General features: G+C 44.8%; 14 protein-coding genes and 1 tRNA gene. 12 read left to right on the forward strand and 3 right to left on the reverse strand.

Annotated elements, in window-relative coordinates; translation table 11 throughout:
- Window positions 1-16: 16 nt before the first annotated feature.
- Complete coding sequence (locus tag HWX64_RS16180) at window positions 17-1,414, reverse strand: deoxyribodipyrimidine photo-lyase (RefSeq protein WP_175990545.1); 1,398 nt, start codon at window positions 1,412-1,414, stop codon at window positions 17-19.
- Window positions 1,415-1,718: 304 nt separating this feature from the next.
- Between HWX64_RS16180 and HWX64_RS16185 the strand changes: the two genes are divergently transcribed.
- From HWX64_RS16185 to HWX64_RS16210, 6 genes are all read left to right on the forward strand, one after another.
- Entirely contained in the window at window positions 1,719-3,398 is a 1,680-nt protein-coding gene (locus tag HWX64_RS16185; RefSeq protein WP_175990546.1) for a serine hydrolase domain-containing protein, read from the forward strand.
- A gap of 71 nt (window positions 3,399-3,469) precedes the next feature.
- Window positions 3,470-5,527: a glycoside hydrolase family 3 protein gene (locus tag HWX64_RS16190; protein ID WP_254871202.1), complete on the forward strand. Its 2,058-nt coding sequence runs from the start codon at window positions 3,470-3,472 to the stop codon at window positions 5,525-5,527.
- A gap of 196 nt (window positions 5,528-5,723) precedes the next feature.
- Entirely contained in the window at window positions 5,724-7,007 is a 1,284-nt protein-coding gene (locus tag HWX64_RS16195; RefSeq protein WP_175990548.1) for an exo-beta-N-acetylmuramidase NamZ domain-containing protein, read from the forward strand.
- Window positions 7,008-7,434: 427 nt separating this feature from the next.
- Entirely contained in the window at window positions 7,435-8,049 is a 615-nt protein-coding gene (locus tag HWX64_RS16200; protein ID WP_175990549.1) for a PH domain-containing protein, read from the forward strand.
- 201 nt (window positions 8,050-8,250) lie between these two features.
- A complete protein-coding gene (locus tag HWX64_RS16205; RefSeq protein ID WP_175990550.1) occupies window positions 8,251-8,430 on the forward strand; it encodes a hypothetical protein in 180 nt (59 codons plus the stop codon).
- A 226-nt stretch (window positions 8,431-8,656) separates the two neighbouring features.
- Window positions 8,657-9,493 carry a glycerophosphodiester phosphodiesterase family protein gene (locus HWX64_RS16210; RefSeq protein ID WP_175990551.1) on the forward strand — a complete coding sequence of 279 codons (837 nt, stop codon included), beginning with the start codon at window positions 8,657-8,659 and terminating at the stop codon, window positions 9,491-9,493.
- A gap of 108 nt (window positions 9,494-9,601) precedes the next feature.
- On the opposite strand, the gene HWX64_RS16215 is transcribed toward HWX64_RS16210, so the two are convergent.
- Complete coding sequence (locus HWX64_RS16215) at window positions 9,602-10,015, reverse strand: hypothetical protein (RefSeq protein ID WP_175990552.1); 414 nt, start codon at window positions 10,013-10,015, stop codon at window positions 9,602-9,604.
- A gap of 154 nt (window positions 10,016-10,169) precedes the next feature.
- On the opposite strand from HWX64_RS16215, the gene HWX64_RS16220 reads away from it, so the two are divergent.
- Window positions 10,170-11,627 carry a L,D-transpeptidase gene (locus HWX64_RS16220; protein ID WP_175990553.1) on the forward strand — a complete coding sequence of 486 codons (1,458 nt, stop codon included), beginning with the start codon at window positions 10,170-10,172 and terminating at the stop codon, window positions 11,625-11,627.
- A gap of 107 nt (window positions 11,628-11,734) precedes the next feature.
- Here the strand turns inward: HWX64_RS16220 and HWX64_RS16225 are convergent.
- Window positions 11,735-11,807, reverse strand: a tRNA-Ala gene (locus tag HWX64_RS16225).
- Between the two features lie 198 nt (window positions 11,808-12,005).
- Between HWX64_RS16225 and HWX64_RS16230 the strand changes: the two genes are divergently transcribed.
- The 5 genes from HWX64_RS16230 (at window position 12,006) to HWX64_RS16250 (ending at window position 19,382) form a co-directional block, all read left to right on the forward strand.
- Entirely contained in the window at window positions 12,006-12,827 is an 822-nt protein-coding gene (locus HWX64_RS16230) for a PRD domain-containing protein (protein ID WP_175990554.1), read from the forward strand.
- A 277-nt stretch (window positions 12,828-13,104) separates the two neighbouring features.
- On the forward strand, window positions 13,105-14,628 hold the full coding sequence (locus HWX64_RS16235; protein ID WP_175990555.1) for a BCCT family transporter: 1,524 nt from the start codon (window positions 13,105-13,107) through the stop codon (window positions 14,626-14,628).
- A 902-nt stretch (window positions 14,629-15,530) separates the two neighbouring features.
- On the forward strand, window positions 15,531-16,904 hold the full coding sequence (locus HWX64_RS16240; protein ID WP_175990556.1) for a sucrose-specific PTS transporter subunit IIBC: 1,374 nt from the start codon (window positions 15,531-15,533) through the stop codon (window positions 16,902-16,904).
- 72 nt (window positions 16,905-16,976) lie between these two features.
- Window positions 16,977-17,930, forward strand: a complete 954-nt coding sequence (locus HWX64_RS16245) for an aminoimidazole riboside kinase (RefSeq protein ID WP_175990557.1) — start codon at window positions 16,977-16,979, stop codon at window positions 17,928-17,930.
- A 3-nt stretch (window positions 17,931-17,933) separates the two neighbouring features.
- On the forward strand, window positions 17,934-19,382 hold the full coding sequence (locus tag HWX64_RS16250) for a sucrose-6-phosphate hydrolase (RefSeq protein ID WP_175990558.1): 1,449 nt from the start codon (window positions 17,934-17,936) through the stop codon (window positions 19,380-19,382).
- Window positions 19,383-19,752 lie beyond the last annotated feature (370 nt).

Genomic DNA, 19,752 nt, shown 5'->3' on the forward strand with positions numbered 1-19,752 from the left:
CTGGCGGTATTCCTGTTTATTTTATTTGTTCAAACCGTTCAAGCGCCCTCTTCCTGGCAGCTTTATGATCGACGATCGGGTTCGGATAGTCCACACCAAGTTTCACTCCCGCTTCTTCCAAAACATCATCAGGTGCTGAGGAAGGGGAATGGATGTACTTGGACGGCATATCTTTAAGTTCAGGTACCCACATCCGGATGTACTTCCCGTCACCATCAAACTTCTTGCTCTGAAGGGTCGGGTTGAAGATGCGGAAGTAAGGGGACGAATCGAAGCCGCTGCCGGCTACCCATTGCCAGCCCATCGAGTTATTGGCGGTATCGGCATCAATCAACGTATCAAGGAACCACTCTGCTCCCTTTTGCCATGGAATCAATAGATGTTTGGTTAAAAAGGAGGCCGTGATCATCCGGATACGGTTGTGCATGAAACCGGTCGCCCATAATTCCCTCATGCCGGCATCGACAATCGGATAACCGGTTTTTCCTTTGATCCAGCTTTGCCAATGTGAATCATCGGCTTCCCACTCGAATGCTTTGAACTTCTCATGAAGCGGCTCTTTCGGCGACTGTGGGAAGTGAAGGAGGACGGAATAGGAGAAGTCCCTCCATATCAGCTGTTTGATGAACGGCTCGGTTTGTGTTTCAATTCGTTCAGTGAAATGGTGGAACACACTTCTTACTGAAACAGCGCCGACTGCCAAGTAAGGGGAGAGTGTGGAATGGATACCTGCCGCGGGATAATCCCTTCCCTCATCATAATCCTGGACTTCTTTACTGAACCGCTTCAATCGTTTGATCGCTGCCTTTTCACCTGGATTCCAGATGTTGTCCATGATTTTATACCAGGCGATTTTCGGAAACAGGTGTAAGTCATTAAGTGATAGTCCTTTATCATCAATATCAGGGGCAGACAATGATTTCACTTTCGGAACAGGCTTCGGGATCTCTTCTTTTCTGAGAGTCTTATAGTATGACGTGTACACTTTATAAGGCGACCCGTCACTTTTCGTAATTTTCCACGGGGGCATCAAAAGGGTACCTTCATAAGTCTTCACTGTTATTCCTTCCTCAGACAGCTCATCGGCAAGCTTCTTATCACTTTCAAATGTCCCGGGTTCGTATACCCGGTTCCAGTAAACGGCACTTGCCCCTGTTTTTTTAATCCACTTTGGGAGCACCTTTTTCAGTTCGCCTCTATCAAACAGCAGGCAACCGCCGATCGCTTCAAGTGATTCCTGGAAATGCTCCAGATTCCTGTGAAGCCACCATTTCTTTGCTTCACCAGACCCTGACAGGCTTTCATCATGTACGTAGAGCGGAATGACCTGCGCCTCCCTTGAAGCATGATAAAGCGCGGGATGGTCATGCAGACGAAGATCCTTCCTGATCAGGACGATGATAGGTTTACTCATGCTGGTTACCCCCTTTTCTAAAAGGTTTCTTAGTGAAGATTATATATAAGCAGTGTTATGGGTTCAAAGATGGATGGGTTAATACCCCTGCTAACTTTTATTCTCTTAACCTACAAAGCTCTATTCCAGCTCGACATAAATAATCAAAATATTCAAAACAGTCCATATGTCATACCTAATTCCGACATTCTGCTCATTAACAGGACTTATGTGGTATAGACATCTATACTTTTAATTCCATAAACTAGAATAGTAGAGTAAAATGGAAACCCTTACATTTATGGGCAGAAGGAGGTAAAAATGGATGAAAAAGAAACCAGTTTCAATTGCTTTAACCGCTTTAATGTGTACCTCGTTATTTAGTCCCGCAGTGCTTGCTCAAGGTGGGGAAAATGACAGGGCAGTACCCCAAGCAGAAAATGTCCGGGCACATCCTGCATTCACATGGGGGAATCCGGCACCTTCATCGCCTGTCCTCCACCCGGGTTCAGCTCGTGGAGCAGGCATGATTCAATCGACTTTAGACAGAATAGATCCTTTGATGGAAGAGAAGATTGCTGAAGGTGTCATGCCGGGGGCCGTGGCTCTTGTCGCCAGAAGCGGGCATATCGTAAAGCATGATGCTTACGGGGAGGCTTACCGCTACACGGATGGTGATTTCACTGAAACAGATTCTCCGATCTCGATGGAGAAGGATACGATTTTCGACCTCGCATCCATCAGTAAAATCTTCACCACGACGGCAGCGATGATCCTTTACGAGGATGGAGCTTTCGGGCTGGATGATCCGGTTGCGGACTATATACCGGAATTTGCGGCAAATGGGAAAGAAGACGTCACGATCAGGCAGTTGATGACACACACATCTGGGTTCACGGCATGGATTCCTCTTTATAGTAAGGGGAAAGATAGGGAAGACAGGATGCAGATTGTATTCAATCATCCGCTTGCGAACGAACCCGGCACCGCCTATACATACAGTGATTTAAACATGATTACATTAGGTGCCATCATCGAACGATTATCCGGGCAGCGTCTAGATGAATTTGTGGAAGAAAATATAACTCAGCCCCTGGGAATGAAGGATACGATGTATAACCCTCCAGCTTCGCTGAAAGAAAGAATCGCTGCAACTGAATATCAGCCGGCGATCGGAAGAGGGCTTGTATGGGGGGAAGTACATGATGAAAATGCCTGGTCGCTGGACGGTGTTGCAGGGCATGCAGGGGTATTCTCCACAGCGGAAGACCTGGCGAAATTTGCTCACATGTTTGTAAAAGAAGGGCGCTATGGAAGTAAGCAGATCCTGAAGCCTGAAACGATCAAACTGCTTTCTGAAAATCAAATCCCCGAATTTCCGGGTGATGACCACGGGCTAGGCTGGGAATTGAACCAGGGCTGGTTCATGGATGGGTTATCAGATGAGAACTCTCTTGGTCATACAGGCTATACAGGAACATCAATCGTTGTCAACCAGGATAATGACACGATTGCCATCCTGCTGACAAACCGTGTCCATCCATCACGAAGCACGGTATCGACCAATACGGCCAGACGTCCCTTTGCGCGATTAGTCGCAGACTCGATTCCTGTGGAAATGCCTAAAAAAGAGGATGCTTGGTTTTCTGGATATGGTGATCAATTGAACCGCAGTTTGACAGCAGAAGTGAATGTTGGGGAGGATGCTTCTTTATTCTTTGATACCTGGTATCGGATCGAGAAAGATTCCGACTTCGGTCATGTCGAAACATCGACTGATGGAGAAACGTGGACGGCTGCCGGAACTTCTTTTACTGGAAACAGTGAAGACTGGTCAGAAGAAGAAGTCTTGATACCTGCGGGCACAAAATTCATTCGTTTTACTTACGAAACAGATTCGTATGCCAATTATAGAGGCTGGTATGTGAAAGATATCGAGCTGAAGCTTTCAAATGGTGAAAAGCTTTCCCCTGTTTTCACAGGTTGGGAGAAACGAAGTTATTAAATAGAAATAGAGGAGGAGAAAGGATGAAACATACGTACAAGGTATTCTCTTTAACGGTGCTCGTACTGGCGATGATCATCTCTGGAATGCCGATGAATCAAGCGAAAGCAGAGAGTCCGTTGAAAGATCTCATCATCTATCAGAATGCTCCGCAAGTGGTTGTTTCGAATACAGGTGAGGAAATCGGATTGAAAGCAATGAATGTTTACGCGGACGGACACTTCACCTTTGTGTCGGAAGGCCTGGACTGGAGTTCATCCAACAAGAATGTAGCGTCTGTTGATGAAAACGGAAAAGTCACGTTAACCGGTCAGAACGGTAAATCCTTTATCACTTTGACGAACGGGGACTTCACAGATCGCATTGCTGTTCATGTAAAGCCTGCTCCTGAAAAAGGGAAGAAAGGCAAACCGGCATCCAAGACTATGATCGTGAAGGAAGAAGGAGAGCGCTATGACCTTGTAGACGAGGCCATCGCGAACATGACAATCGAAGAAAAAATCGGTCAGATGCTGATGCCTGACTTCAGAAATTGGAACGGTGAAAATGTAACAGAAATGCTTCCTGAAATCGAACAATTGGTAAAAGACTATCATCTCGGAGGGGTTATTTTATTCCGTGAAAATGTGGTCACAACGGAACAAACGACGAAATTGGTAGCTGATTATCAAGAGGCTGCAGAAAAATACGGTTTACTTATGACAATCGACCAGGAAGGCGGGATTGTTACACGACTTCAATCCGGAACCGATTTTCCGGGGAATATGGCATTGGGTGCCACAAGATCACCTGAGATTGCCCATAACGTGGGAAAAGCAATCGGTGAAGAGCTGCATTCTCTTGGAATTAACGTCAACTTTGCACCGGTGATGGATGTCAATAATAATCCTGACAACCCGGTAATCGGTGTTCGTTCTTTCGGGGAAGATCCTGATTTGGTCGCGGAAATGGGTGTGGCTTACACTGAAGGACTTCAATCAACCGGTGTAGCTGCCACAGCCAAGCATTTCCCGGGTCACGGGGATACGGCGGTGGATTCTCACTTAGGGCTTCCTGAAGTCCCGCATGATAAAGAACGTTTGATGGAAGTGGAACTGTATCCATTCCAGAAGGCCATGGATGCTGGAATCGATGCGATCATGACGGCACACGTCACGTTCCCTAAGATTGACGATTCCAAAGCAATATCGAAAAAAACAGGAGAAGAAATTGCAGTCCCAGCCACTCTTTCTCATAAAGTGCTGACAGAATTGATGCGGGAAGAAATGGGCTATGAAGGTCTCATCACGACAGATGCGATGAACATGAAGGCGATCGCAGATCATTTCGGCCCAGTGGATGCTGCTGTCAGAGCAGTGAAAGCAGGAACGGATATCGTCCTTATGCCAGTCGGACTAAGTGAAGTAAGACAAGGGCTGCTCGATGCGGTCGACAGCGGGGAACTGACAGTTGACAGAATTGAAGCGTCGGTTGAAAGAATCCTGACTCTGAAAATCAAGCGTGGTGTCATCAAGGAAGAAACACCTCTTCCATTGGAAGAAAAAATCGCACAGGCAAGTGAAATCGTTGGATCCCAAGAACATAAGCAAGTTGAAAAAGAAGCGGCAGAACGCTCCGTCACACTTGTGAAGAACGAGGATGCACTTCCCATGAACCCGTCTGAAGATGAAAAGATCGTCGTAGTAGGAAGATCTTTTGTCCAGGACCTTGGGAATGCCGTGAAAGAGCAGCATGAAAATACATCTGTCATCGAGGTTGCATCAACCTATCAGCTGACAGATGAGCAGAAAGCAGAAATTAGAGATGCATCAGCTGTCATTGTCGGAACCTACACTTATAATGTTTCAGGCAGATCTCCTGAGAGTGTGCAGATGCAGATGGTAAAAACGTTAGGGGAAGTAACAGAAGCACCGGTGATTGCACTGGGTATCCGTAACCCATATGACGTCATGGCGTATAACAGCGAAGTGGACGCGTATCTTGCTCAATACGGATTCCGTACAGCAAGCTTTAAAGCAACCGCGGCGACGATTTTCGGAACGAACACACCTGGCGGCAAGCTGCCGGTATCAATCCCAGGCGTGGATGAAGGCACTCTATACGAATTTGGTCGCGGCTTGACGTATTAATTTTACTGGCTAAATGAAAATTGTTGTTGATTTCAGCTGGTTTTAGCTGTTGATTGGAGTGCAGGACGAAGACTCCTGGGGGAAAAGTGTGTTAGGTGAGACCTGCTCACCAACCGCCCGCGGAAAGCGAAGTCCTGCACGGAAATCAACAGCGGTGATTACCAGCACTATTTTATAAAAACAGGAGGGAAAGTTCTTGAAAAAGTGGATGATTGCACTACTCACATTGGTCCTGGTCCTATCGACGATGTCAGCAGGGTCTGCCCATGATAATAACGGAAAAGGTAACGGTTACGGACATGGAAAGGGGAAAGGCAAGCATAAGGAATTCTCACTTGGTGTCGAGCAGCTTCTAAAAGAAGAAAAGCACCTCATCGAAGGGAAAAAAGTAGGCTTGATCACGAACCCTACAGGAGTCGATCAAGAGCTGAACAGTATCGTAGACACTTTGCATAATGACCCGGATGTTGAATTGACAGCCCTTTACGGACCGGAGCATGGTGTCCGCGGGGATGCACAGGCTGGTGAATATGTAGAATTCTATATCGATGAAAGAACGGGCCTTCCGGTATACAGCTTATATGGAGCAACGAAAAAGCCGACACCTGAAATGCTTGAAAATGTTGAAGTCCTGCTATTTGATATCCAGGATGTAGGAACTCGCTTCTACACCTATATCTACACGATGGCATATGCCATGGAAGCGGCAAAAGAAAATAATATCCCGATCGTCGTACTGGACCGTCCAAATCCATTAAGCGGGAAAGAAGTTGAAGGGCCGGTGCTTGACATGGAGTACTCTTCATTCGTCGGTAAATACAGCATCCCGCTTCGCCATGGTATGACAGTCGGGGAACTTGCAAAGCTATTCAATACTGAATTTGAAATTGGCGCAGACCTGACCGTGGTGGAAATGGAAGGATGGAAACGCAGCATGTATTATGATGAAACACCACTGGAGTTCGTGATGCCTTCACCTAATATGCCGACACTTGATACGGCATTGGTGTACCCGGGTGCAGCGTTGATCGAAGGGACAAATGTATCCGAAGGCCGTGGAACAACAAAGCCATTCGAACTGATCGGTGCTCCTTTCATCAATGCAGCCGACCTTGCAGCAGCACTGAATGGCCTGGAACTTGAAGGCGTTACCTTCAGAGCGGCATCCTTCACTCCGGCATCATCCAAGCACGCCGGAAAACTGTCACACGGGATCCAAATCCATGTCACTGACAGAAAAGATTTCAAACCTGTAGAAACAGGATTGCACATCGTCAAGACTATTCATGACATGTATCCGGAAGACTTCCAATTCCGCGCAGAAAACAGCGCAGGCATCTCATTCTTCGATAACCTCATCGGAAACGGATGGGTTCGAGAAGGAATAGAAGAAGGAAGAAGTGTCGATGAAATGGTTGAACAGTGGGAAGTAGAACTTGAAGAATTTAAAGAAGTACGTGAAGAGTATCTGATTTATTAATTTGATCATTGATAGAGCTTGAGGCCCTGCTGCCTCGAGCTCTTTTTCATTACATTGAATGGGAGATATAAATGATTTCCTTCAGCATATGCATAAGATGTTGGTCCTATTAAAATACTTACATTTTCACCCTTTTATTGATAGCATAGTAGTGAGAGATTTTTAGGTTTAGTCTCTATTAAAGCTTATCTATGTTTTAACTCGTTCCAGCTGTTGATTGGAGTGCAAGATGAAGACTCCTGCGGGAAAAACGTGTTAGGTGAGACCCCGCAGGCGAATGCCGAGGAGGCTCACCAACCGCCCGCGGAAAGCGAAGTCTTGCACGGAAATCAACAGCGGTATTAGCAGGGTGTTTATATATGTCTTACTATTTAGATGGATTGTAAAAACACCAAATCAATAAAAAAGAAAAGAGAGGTTATCAATCATGCTAAAGAAATTCGCAAGTGATGCATTGGGTATCAGTGACATCGGAAAAATCATCAAAAGAGAAGACTTTGATAAAACACAGTCAGATGATTACGTCCTAAATGAAGATGGAGAGAAAATCCACTTCCTGATCAAGTCCAAAACCGACGAATACTGCTTCACCAATCGTGCGCTCATTCATTTAGACGGTGAGAAAGCCTCCAGCAGCAAACGAAACCTTTACCGTTATGAGTATTATCAGCATCCAATCAGCAACGTATCCATAGAAACAGCCGGCACCATCGATTTGGATCTTGAAATTAAATTTACCATGGGCAATCAAGCCTTTTCCGTGGATATCGACAAAAAAGAAGGAGAGGCAATCGCCGACCTTTACAAATCACTACTTGCTATCTCCCACATACAGCAAGAAGCAAAGCGTAAAATCGATTCTGCAGAAAAGAGTTTATCAATGGCCAGGGACCTCATCGCAAATAATCGCTTCCATGATAATGACATTTCGAATGAATTCAAGGAAACGACGAGCTTTGCATTTGAATGGATGAATGATCATTACAATGCGAATACGAGAAAAGACTTTGGTGAAGTTTTTAATCGGTATATTCAAAACTAGAAGAATAATATAAGCGTCTGCCATTTATATGGCAGACGTTTTTTTAAGAATATAGACGCCAATCTCCGATGAATGGGTCAGGCTGAGGAAAATGGACGAATAATAATAGCTGAAGTGAAATATCTATATAAAAAGATTCATAGTACAAGTTCAATTTTTATTATTGGAAGACTAGTAAAGCTCTAGATAGGGGCTGATTCTTTGAAACGGAACGCCAATGTGAATGCCGTCATCTTTGTTCTTTTCTTCTTACTTATCATCCATGTCATCCGGATTATCCTCCACGCTAAAATCTACATCGTATACAGTATGGGGGTTGGCCCGCTTTTCTTAATAGGACTCATTATTTTCCTCATTGTATTGCTTTATTTTAAAGGGTGAGTATTAGAAATTGTAAGGATTGCCGGGGATCAGGCAGCTGACCACCGGTTTTTTATTTGGCACTGGCGCGACATTATTAGCAAGTAACTTTGTAAAAAAACGTGAGGAAAAAGACCGGATTTTGTTAACAATATCTTTATCAAGCTCTAATTGTATCAACATATCGGTTTAACATCCCTTTTCTAGAATGTAGGTGAATACATATTTTAGTTAGGAGATGAATAAAATGAGCAAAAAATTATTAGTAGGTACAGGGGTTGCCTTTTCGTTGTTATTCAGCCCGATCAGTCAGGTGTTTGCAGAAGAGCCTACAGCAGGCGAGAGGAAACAGGTAGATAATGTAGCGCACCGCGGGGCAGCGGGTTATGCTCCTGAAAATACGATTGCTGGTTTTGATCTGGCAGTTGATATGAAATCCGATTATATTGAAATCGATGTTCAAAGAAGTAAAGATGGTGAATTAGTGGTGATCCATGATACAACGGTGGATCGTACGACAGATGGAACTGGAAAAGTAGGGGAGTTAACACTTGGGCAGCTTAAAAGCCTTGATGCAGGAAGCTGGAAAGGGGAACAATTTGCTGGAGAAACGATCCCGACATTTGAAGAGGTTCTTGAGCGTTACCACGGTAAAGTTGGGATCTTAATAGAATTAAAGGCTCCGGAGCTTTATCCTGGCATTGAAAAAGAAGTGGCAGAAGCATTAGAAAAACAAAATCTGGATAAACCCCAGAATGAAAAAATCATCATTCAATCTTTTAACTTTGAATCCATGAAAAAGATGGATCAGCTTCTTCCTCAAGTTCCCATCGGTGTACTGACGTATCATCTTGCCGATACAACAGCGGAAGCTTTGCAGGAGTTTTCAACCTATGCGGAATGGTTCAACCCAAGCTATGGGATTGTGTCTGAAGAATTAGTCGATGAAGTCCACTCCCTTGATATGCAAATAGGCTCATGGACGGTACGCAGTCAAGAAGCGGCAGACTTTCTATTCGAAATGAAAGTTGACGCCATCATTACTGATTATCCGGATTATGTAGATCCTGGGGCTGAGAACTAATAAGCATATCCTTTTTCTCCACAAAAAAAGGAGCCTCCGCCCCTTTTTTCAACCTTAATAGGAAAAGCTCCCTGTCCAAGAAGGGAGCTTTTTCATCATGTCCAGTTATTACAACAACACTTTATCCAATTCATACATTTTATCATAAGCGGAGAGCAATTCTTCAGGCACCAGTGTCCGCCCATACACCCAGGCGTTCTTCTCGATCAGCGCATTTAACTCTTTTATTTCCTTTTTGTCACCATACATCAGAATCCTCGTGTCATGCTTATTCTTCTTAAAGTCCAGATAATAGCCGAGCACACGGTAAAGAACGATTTTCACAAGGTTCTCCTTTGTCTCTTTTATATTCAATTTCGCTATATACCCATTGATTTTCAGGTAATTGAATCTGATTGTGTTGTGGGATACGTTATAACTCATCGGCACAGTGAGCTGATTGTTCGATTCATACTTGATCTCTAAGTTGTGATCGGATAATGTCTGCTGGATGATTTTTTCGATATTCCATATGTAAAGCATTCTATATCACTACCCTTCGACGACTATTGTTTCAGTATAAGGAGGATTTCTTTCTTTGTAAAATATCAGCTATGTCCATTGATTTCCACGCATATGGCACTTGGTCTATTAGCCCCGTTCCCATAATAAATATAAGGTGAAGGGGGGACGGCCGATGAGCTTGTTTGAGAGTCATGTGAAAAAGAACTTAATGAGGCTGCACCGGAATGTATACGTATCGCGGGATGACCCGCAGTATTATGAGAAGGTCCTCCGCTATAAGGATCCCGACAATTCCGAGGCGCATTACTATGTCGGAAAGAAATGTGAAGAAGAGGGAGCGCTGGTGAAGGCTTATCTTCATTATAAACATGCTGCAGACGCGCAGTCCCCATATTATTTTCAAGCAAAAAGGGCCTATAAGTCTCTGGAGGAAAGAATCAATCCTCCCCCGAGGCCCCTGCCGGCGGTTCGGAAAAAAATTCCTGTTTATATGAAGTCCCTTATCGTGTTCCTTATTCTTTTTAACTTGTTTCTGGTTGCCATTTTATTCTGGAAGGCGGATTCCCTCAGGGCGATCGCCTCAAATGTAAAGGGTTGGGGGACGGATAAAGAAGTGGTATATGAGACTGAAGACATCCCCTACGTTGTTTATTTTCCTGAAGATACCACGCTTCAAGAGGTGGAGGATACTATTTATAACAAGGTGGTGCGAATAGGAAAGGGGCAATCGAACAAGAGTGTTCTGTTATACGGTGTCTGGACAGCCGATCCCGGCCTTTCCCTTAAGGTCCTCCCATTAAAGAGCGATAGGATAAAATCCCAGGCATTTGTGATGGCTGAGTACAATTCCGCCATTGATGACTCAGTCAAAATCCGGTTCTTGAACAGCCAGCAGGCTGCCATTGATCCTTACTCGAATACCTACATTGGAACCAATCTTTTGCGAACGGCCCTGGAGGCGTATATAAATGAAAAAGGATCTGCGCCGCCTGCTCTTGATGCCCTTGTGGACAATTACCCCAATAATTACCTCAGCTACATCCCAAAGGAGCAATACCTTGGTTCGAATGGCGTCTCACCCACTCATTCAGGCAAAGGCGGCTGGGTATATGATCCGCATGCTCCAAGCTTAGAAAAAATGGTCTATCCCAATATCACAGACGCCATTCAAATTCCTTTTCATCCTGTCGAGGTCATCGTGGATAAGAGATCATTTACTCTGATGGTGAAAAGTTCTCCCTATTTAATGGAGTTGAAACAAGTGGGCCTGGGGAGAAATGATTCCACTCCGGAAGGGACATTCACTGTTCTGGATCGAGTCGTGGAACCAGTTGGGATCAGCCCGGATATGTTTGGTGCCGCTGGTCTCGGTATGGGTGATTACGCCATTCATGGGACATATGAGGAGGATTCCATCGGGAAGGATCGATCGCTGGGGTGTATCCGGCTGTCCAATGAGGACGTTCAAGATATTTTTGATATTGTACCGAAGGGAGCGGTTGTGAGGATCGTTGATAATCCTCTATTGATGACGGGGTATAAAGAGGCGGGGGATATGGATGCTGGAATTCCTGAGGAAAAATCAGGGGGAAACCAATCTACTAAAAGAATATTTGGTTGGGCAGGGTGAATATAAACCTTGAACTTATAGACTAAAAAAGGAGTCACTTTGCTATAAAACCAGTAGATAAATAAAAAAGCAGGGAAAACCATAAAGGTTTTCCCTGCTTTTTGGTATGGAGCATAGCGGGATCGAACCGCTGACCTTTTGGCTGCCAGCCAAACGCTCTCCCAGCTGAGCTAATGCCCCGTGTTCAATATGTATGCCTCGTTAGTGGCTATGAAAATAGTTTACTGGATTGTCTATTTTATTGTCAATACCATTTTTATAGAAACGCACATAATTTTTGTACCGATTTGATAGCGGAAGAATTCAACTCGTTATCAATGTAAACTTTCTCCCAATCATGGTAACATTAAAATTAATGACAAGTACGGAGGATCCCTTATGCGTATTTTTAGGATTTTGAACAATAATGCGGTGGTGGTTGTGGACGGACCGCAGGAGAAGATTGTGATGGGGAGCGGGATTGCGTTTCAGAAGAAGCGGAATGATATCATCCCGAAGGACAAGATTGAGAAGATATTTGTCCTGCACGGAAACTCCTCTGAGAAGTTCCAACAGCTGCTGGCGACACTGCCGGAGGAACACATTGAAATAGCGGAAAATATCATCTCTTTTGCGGAAGGCCATCTCCATGCACCACTTAGTGATCATATTCACATCGCGCTGACGGACCATCTTTCTTTTGCACTTGAAAGGCTCGAGCAGGGCATTCCGATTCAGAATAAACTGCTGAACGAGATCAAGATGCTGTACAAGAAGGAATATGAAGTCGGCTTATGGGCGAAGGAAGAGATCAAGAATAAACTCGGAATCGACATTCCGGAAGATGAGGCAGCCCACATAGCCCTTCACATCCACACGGCAAAAATGGACGCCCCATCCATGAGCGAGTCTTTGAAGCAGGCGACGATTCTAAGAGACTTCGTCGATAAAATCGAAGAAATCCTGAATATCGAAGTCGAAGAGTCCAGTATCAATTATCAGCGGCTCATCACGCATCTCAGGTTTGCCCTGAACAGGATCCAGCAGGGCGATCAGTTCGATCCGATTGATGAGGATATGTTCGATCTCATTAAGATGAAATATGAATCTGCTTATCAAACGTCAAAACAATTAACTGAATACTTGCAGGAAGAATACGACATCCAATTTCCCCAATCCGAAATTGCTTATATTGCCCTGCATATTCAAAGATTACTGTAGGGACAGTCGGAACCGAATAACGAATGACAGACATGCTTCACGATTTTGATTACGGTTGGAGATTATCATTAATATTGGAGGCTGCATGACAGTCCCGCTAAAAACGAATGAACCAAGGAGGTTAGTGCCTCCTTGGTTCATTCATTTTCTTTTCCACTGACTTGCGTCTGAGTAGAGCCAGGGCTTTCCAATAAAAATTGATCACAAGGTGGTTTCCTGGATTGAAATTAGAGGTATGTTAACATAGGTAAGGTACATAATTATCGAGAGGTGAAGCATGAAACAGGCAACAAGAGTATTTTGGTATGCATTATTTATTACATTGATCGTTGTCGTTTGGGGTTCTGCAGCTCCAAAGAAACTGGAAAAATTCACGGCATCGGTCACGCAGGGAATTTTAAATAAATTCGGCTGGTTTTATTTATTGATTGTCATTGCCATTCTTCTATTCTGTGTTTATTTAATGTTCTCGCGGTACGGAAAAATAAAACTTGGTAAAGAAAACGATAAACCGGAGTTCAGCAACTCATCATGGTTTGCAATGCTCTTCAGTGCCGGGATGGGGATGGGCCTTGTCTTCTGGACAACGGCTGAACCGATTTCACATGCATTCATCAGCAGTCCGGCGGCAGAAGCCGGGACTGATGCAGCTGTGAAAGATGCATTGAAGTATTCGTTTTTCCACTGGGGAATCCATGCATGGGCCGTTTACGGAATCGTGGCACTGGTCCTGGCATACTTTAAATTCAACCGCGGGGCCCCGGGCTTGATCAGCGCTACGCTTATCCCGCTATTTGGAGAAAAGCGGATGAAAGGATTCCTGGGTCAGTGGATCGATGTCCTGGCCGTTTTCGCGACGGTAGTCGGTGTTGCGGCCACTCTCGGTTTTGGATCCGCTCAAATAACCGGCGGACTTTCATTCTTATTTGGTATACCAAACAATTTTACCGTCCAGCTCATCGTCTTGACGGTCTCTACCATTCTATTTATTTGGTCCGCATGGTCGGGTATCGGTAGGGGGATTAAATACCTGAGTAACATCAATATGGGGCTCGCCGCTCTTCTGCTGGTGCTATTATTCATCGTCGGACCGACGCTGCTCATATTGAATATGTTTACACATACCCTTGGCAGCTATGTTGCAGATTTCTTTAAAATGAGTCTCAGGATTGCACCGATGGACCCGGAAAGCCGGACATGGATCAATGGATGGACCATTTTCTACTGGGCGTGGTGGATCTCCTGGGCACCTTTCGTGGGGATCTTCATTGCGAGGATTTCAAAAGGACGTACGATCAAGGAATTTTTATTTGGCGTTCTATTGCTTCCTTCCCTCGTATGCTTCATCTTCTTCTCCGTATTCGGGGTTTCGGCATTACGGTTGGAAAACCTGGGGATGGCGGCCATTTCCGAATTCAGCCTGGAGACTTCCACATTTGGAACACTCGCAGAGTATCCGCTCGGTACGTTCATGTCGATTCTGACGATTTTTGTCATCGCCATTTTCTTCATTACGTCTGCAGATTCTGCCACATTTGTTCTGGGAATGCTCAGCACAAATGGAAGGTTGAATCCAGACAATCAGATTAAAATGGCATGGGGCCTCATCCAGTCCATGATGGCCGCTGCAGTCGTCTACTTCGGCGGGACCCAGGGTCTTCAGAACATGCTGATTATCGCAGCCCTGCCATTTGCGATCGTCATCATTCTGATGGGAGTGTCATTTTTTAAAGACATACGGGTGGAATTACGTTCAAAGAAGAACGATCCAAAACACAATCTACTGAAAAAAGGCAGCTAATCGGCTAACGGGTTCTGTTTTAAGGGACAACCTATTAAAAACATTGGAAAAAGGGAAGCAAATCGTCATGATTTTGCAACCCTTTTTTTATTGGATATACCAAGCTTTTTAAGGAATTCGGAATCTAATTTGTATATTAATTTGTTACCGAAACGGCACTAAAATTGAAGCGGTACAGAACTTTCTGTAACGCTTCAATTACAATGTTTTTTATAATCTAGCTAATGAGTTTGTTTGGTCTCCAAAGTTGAAAGTGGTGAAAATTAGGTAAATCCTTATTAAACTAAAAAACAGGTTGGGAATTTTCAGGTGCATAGGATGCCTTATCCTTTATAGAGTAACTAAAGATATAAATAAGGGAAAATTTTCCCGTTAATCTGTTGAAGCTCGCTTGGATAGGGGTAAATAAGGGAAAAATTTTCTTTTAATTTTGCACAGATCCACAATTTTAATGTTTTTCAAGTAAATAGAAGTAAATTTTCCCTTTATTTTAACTGTTTTCAGTTCGATTTCGTTATTAAGGGAAACTTCTCCCCTTATTTAATCATCCAATGATACTGATTCTTTCATCTTGCTCGAGAGGTTCTTCGTGTAAGATTATCTGTAAATGCATCTGCAATTACTACCACATTTTGCGGTGTAGATTGCCATTTTGTACTCCAAAACAGAACCCGTTACTGATCGGCGGCCCTTTTTTCATAAAAAACCGGTTGACGGTACCGTTTTCATATTGTAGAATGTTGTCGAAAACAACTTTATATCGAGGATTGTTACTGATTATGCAGGCAAGACCTAGAATGTATAAGACAGCGGTAGAAGTCTATCAAATGACCTACCTCTATTTTCTTATATATTTTAGGTCTTTTTTTGTTGCTGAATAGAAAATAGAGGAGGAATTTTTGATGAATCATCGTGAAGTAGCTGAGAAGCTAGTGCCGCTTTTGGGCGGAAGGAATAACGTCGTCAGTGCGACTCACTGCGCGACACGCTTGCGCCTTGTCATTGAAGATGAAAGTCAGATCGACAAGGGGGCCATCGAAGAACTTGATGGCGTAAAAGGAGCATTTTCAAGCTCTGGACAGTTCCAGATCATTTTTGGGACAGGGAACGTCAACAAAGTGTTTGAACATTTCGGTCCGCTTGTCGGGGCTTCAGTTGAAGACAAGTCCCCAACGGGAGAGTCTCACAGTGATGCAGCGAAGCGTAAAATGAACCCGTTCGCCCGCTTTGCACGGACATTATCCAATATTTTTGTACCGATCATCCCGGCGATCGTGGCAGCCGGTATGCTGATGGGGCTTCTTGGATTGATGAAAACATACAAGTGGGTGGATCCTGAAAGCGGCCTGTTTGTTATGCTTGATATGTTCTCTTCAGCCGCATTCATCATCCTGCCGATTTTGATCGGGATGAGTGCAGCCAAGGAATTTGGAGCAAATGGCTATCTGGGGGCAGTCATCGGGGGAATCATGACCCACCCTGCATTATTGAATCCTTGGGGGCTGGCGGATGCAAAACCTGAAACGCTTGATTTCTTCGGCATGGGTGTCGAAATGCTTGGTTATCAAGGGACTGTCATCCCTGTTCTATTGACTGTTTATGTGATGGCGAAGCTTGAAAAAGGCTTGCGCAAAGTAGTGCCGAACACAGTGGATTTATTGGTTACGCCTTTCTTAACCGTTATTTTCACAGGATTCATCGCGCTGTTGGTTGTCGGTCCATTGGGAAGGGTGCTTGGTAACGGCATCACAACCGTATTGGATGTTGTCTACAATACAGCGGGACCGATTGCGGGAATGATTTTCGGAGGACTCTACTCAACCATCGTCTTGACCGGCGTTCATCACAGCTTCCATGCGATTGAAGCGGAATTGCTCGCGAATGTCGGCGGTAACTATCTGCTTCCGATTTGGGCGATGGCAAACGTCGCGCAAGGCGGGGCGACACTTGCTGTCTTCTTCAGAACGAAAAATAAAAAGACGAAAGAAATCGCGGTCCCTGCAGCTGTTTCGGCATTCCTCGGAATCACGGAGCCTGCGATCTTCGGGGTGAACCTGAAGCACCGCCGTCCATTCATCGGCGCCGCCATCGGGGGAGCTCTTGGCGGAGCCTACGTCGTATTCACGCAAGTAATGGCAAACGGAATCGGACTGACGGGTATTCCGATGTTTGCTATCGCTCAGGATCCGATCAACTATGGAATCGGATTTGTGATTGCCGTAGCAGGTGCTTTCATTGCGACACTTCTGTTAGGATGGAAGGAAGAAACGAAATAGACTTTAGTCCTTACCAGTTTTTTGCTGGTAAGGATTCTCTTTATATAATAGAAAAAATGAGGAGGAACGGATATGAAACAAGGAATCATCTCCCTTGGAGAAGCACTGATTGATTTTATTCCACTCGATAAAGACAACGCCACTTTTCAAAAAAGTCCCGGAGGTGCACCGGCAAATGTGGCCGTAGGTCTTTCCAGATTAGGGACGAAATCTACTTTTCTAGGAAAAGTGGGCGAGGACGTACTGGGGAAGTTCCTAAAGCAGACGTTAATTGACTTCGGTGTAAGGACGAACCAGATGCACTTGATGAAGGACGTACGTACGGGAGTCGTTTTCGTTACAAACGCGGAAGACGGCGAGCGCAGCTTCGACTTCTACATCGATCCGAGCGCCGATCGTTTTCTTGAGAATAAGGATATCGATGAAGAAGATTTCACGTCTCACAAGATCCTTCACTTCGGTTCGATTTCCATGATCAGCAGTCCTGCAAAGGAAGCGACTCACTATGCGGTCATGCTTGCAAAGCAAAATGGAATGATCGTTTCGTACGATCCCAATCTGCGTCTCGGGCTTTGGGATTCAGAGGAGACCGCACGCGAAACGATCAAGAGCATGCTTTCGCAGGCGGATGTGCTGAAGATTTCAGAAGAAGAGCTTGAATTCATTACAGGTGAAAAAGACATCGAAGCTGGTGTGAGAAGTCTTCATGATTACGAAATTCCTCTCATCATTGTCACGCTGGGGGCAGAAGGCAGCTATGTGTTCAAAGGAACGTCGAACGAACATGTTCCCGCGATGAAAGTGAAGGCGGTCGATACGACAGGGGCCGGGGATGCATTCGTTTCAGGAATCCTCTATTCACTTCATCAATTTGAAGGAGACATCGACTCCCTTACGCTTGAGGAAGCCGTGGAGATGGCCCGGTTTGCATCGGTTTCAGGCGCACTTGCAGCTTCCACAAAAGGAGCGATGACCGCACTTCCGACATTGGAAGAAGTGAACAGTCACCTCAGGAAGGGGGAGTAATGGATGACAACGAGAGATGAAGAGTTGAGGCAGGCAGCGTATGATGAAATGAACAAGCATAAGGTGATAGTTGAACGGGACCCATATCGTCTCCACTATCATTTGATGCCGCCGGTAGGGCTTTTAAACGATCCGAATGGTTTCATCCAATCGGGAGGTGTCTATCACCTTTATTATCAATGGATGCCGTTCAAGACAGGCCATGGAGCCAAGTTCTGGGGGCATTATTCCTCACGCGACCTGGTGAACTGGACCCATGAAGAAATCGCTCTGACACCCTCCGAATGGTATGAGAAGAACGGATGCTACTCGGGCAGTGCCATCGAGCATGATGGGAAAATCCTTGCATTCTACACGGGTAACGTAAAAGGTGACGAAGGAAACAGGGAGACCTATCAGTGCCTTGCCGTTTCAGAAGACGGTGTTCATTTTGATAAAAAAGGTCCTGTCGTCCATCTGCCAGACGCCTTCACCGCCCATTTCCGGGATCCGAAGGTGTGGAAGCAGGACGGGAAGTATTTCATGGTCGTAGGCGCACAAACAACTGATTTAAAAGGTGCTGTAGCCATTTTAAAATCTGAAAATCTTACCGGCTGGACCTATTCCGGCATCCTGACGGGAGGAGGAAAAGGGAAGCTTGCCGATTTCGGATATATGTTTGAATGCCCGGATCTATTCCAGCTTGACGGAGAGGACGTTCTCATTTTCTCCCCTCAGGGCCTGGAGGCAGAAGGCATGAAGTATCGGAATGTGTATCAGGCAGGGTATGTAAAAGGAAGCTTTGATCCTGAAAACCCAGCATTCGAGCATGGTGATTTCGAGGAGCTTGATCGCGGTTTTGATTTCTATGCACCGCAGACAACACTTGATGAACATGGTAGGCGAATCCTTTTCGGCTGGATGAGTGTGCCGGATCAGAACGAACAGGATCACCCGACGATTGACTATAAATGGCTTCATACAATGACGCTGCCGCGTGAACTGAAGCTGGTGGGAGATAAGGTCTGGCAGATTCCTGTCGACGAGCTTTCGGATCTGCGTGCGGAAGAGGCTGTCGAACATGCCGTGACGTTAGTAAAAGAAAGCAAAGCGCTGGAAAGTGTCCGGGGCAAAGCGCTGGAGTTGCAGCTTGATGACATTTGTATTGAAGGCGGATGGATGGACCTCACGATCAGTGACGGTGCGAGACTTTTATATCATCCAGGCGACAAGGTCTTCACACTTGAACGTAAAAGCTATGTTGACGGAACGATCGAAAAGCGTCAGTGCACATTGAACGAGTTAAATTCCATGCAGATTTTCATCGATACATCTTCAATCGAGATCTTCCTAAATGGCGGGGAAGAAACCTTTACCGCCCGTTTCTATCCATCTCCGAATCTGGATAGGATTACGTTCAGTGCTTCTAAAAAGGCAGAGTTTCGTTTGAAAAAATGGTCCCTTGGTAAATAGGCCGCCCTTGTGGCGGTCGTTTTTTTTGGATTTACCGATTTTTTGATGTTGATTGGTCCTTTTTTCGGGAGAAGCGAATGAAAAAGTCTGAATGTCCCATAAAAATCCCTTATAAATAGTGAGATTTTTCTTTTTTAGATAAAAACGTTAAAAATGGAATGGATGCTTTGCGTCGACAAGGACTTTGTTATCGAATTTGAACATTTTTTTATCGGAACTCAAAGATGTATTATCGATAATCAGCTTTTTATTATCGAAGTGTTTAATTCTTTTATTGATACGAACCTTGCTTTAACATAATTAAACTATTATTTTCAAATCCCCAACTTTATTATCGAACGTGTAAGTCACAAGTATTCAACCGTTATAC

The sequence above is a fragment of the Bacillus sp. Marseille-Q1617 genome (assembly GCF_903645295.1).
Taxonomy (GTDB): domain Bacteria; phylum Bacillota; class Bacilli; order Bacillales; family Bacillaceae_B; genus Rossellomorea.

Coding starts and splice junctions, on each gene's coding strand:
- HWX64_RS16180 (WP_175990545.1), bottom strand. CDS start 1,414: ATGAGTAAACCTATCATCGTCCTGATCAGGAAGGATCTTCGTCTGCAT.
- HWX64_RS16185 (WP_175990546.1), top strand. CDS start 1,719: ATGAAAAAGAAACCAGTTTCAATTGCTTTAACCGCTTTAATGTGTACC.
- HWX64_RS16190 (WP_254871202.1), top strand. CDS start 3,470: ATGATCATCTCTGGAATGCCGATGAATCAAGCGAAAGCAGAGAGTCCG.
- HWX64_RS16200 (WP_175990549.1), top strand. CDS start 7,435: ATGCTAAAGAAATTCGCAAGTGATGCATTGGGTATCAGTGACATCGGA.
- HWX64_RS16210 (WP_175990551.1), top strand. CDS start 8,657: ATGAGCAAAAAATTATTAGTAGGTACAGGGGTTGCCTTTTCGTTGTTA.
- HWX64_RS16215 (WP_175990552.1), bottom strand. CDS start 10,015: ATGCTTTACATATGGAATATCGAAAAAATCATCCAGCAGACATTATCC.
- HWX64_RS16220 (WP_175990553.1), top strand. CDS start 10,170: ATGAGCTTGTTTGAGAGTCATGTGAAAAAGAACTTAATGAGGCTGCAC.
- HWX64_RS16230 (WP_175990554.1), top strand. CDS start 12,006: ATGCGTATTTTTAGGATTTTGAACAATAATGCGGTGGTGGTTGTGGAC.
- HWX64_RS16235 (WP_175990555.1), top strand. CDS start 13,105: ATGAAACAGGCAACAAGAGTATTTTGGTATGCATTATTTATTACATTG.
- HWX64_RS16240 (WP_175990556.1), top strand. CDS start 15,531: ATGAATCATCGTGAAGTAGCTGAGAAGCTAGTGCCGCTTTTGGGCGGA.
- HWX64_RS16245 (WP_175990557.1), top strand. CDS start 16,977: ATGAAACAAGGAATCATCTCCCTTGGAGAAGCACTGATTGATTTTATT.
- HWX64_RS16250 (WP_175990558.1), top strand. CDS start 17,934: ATGACAACGAGAGATGAAGAGTTGAGGCAGGCAGCGTATGATGAAATG.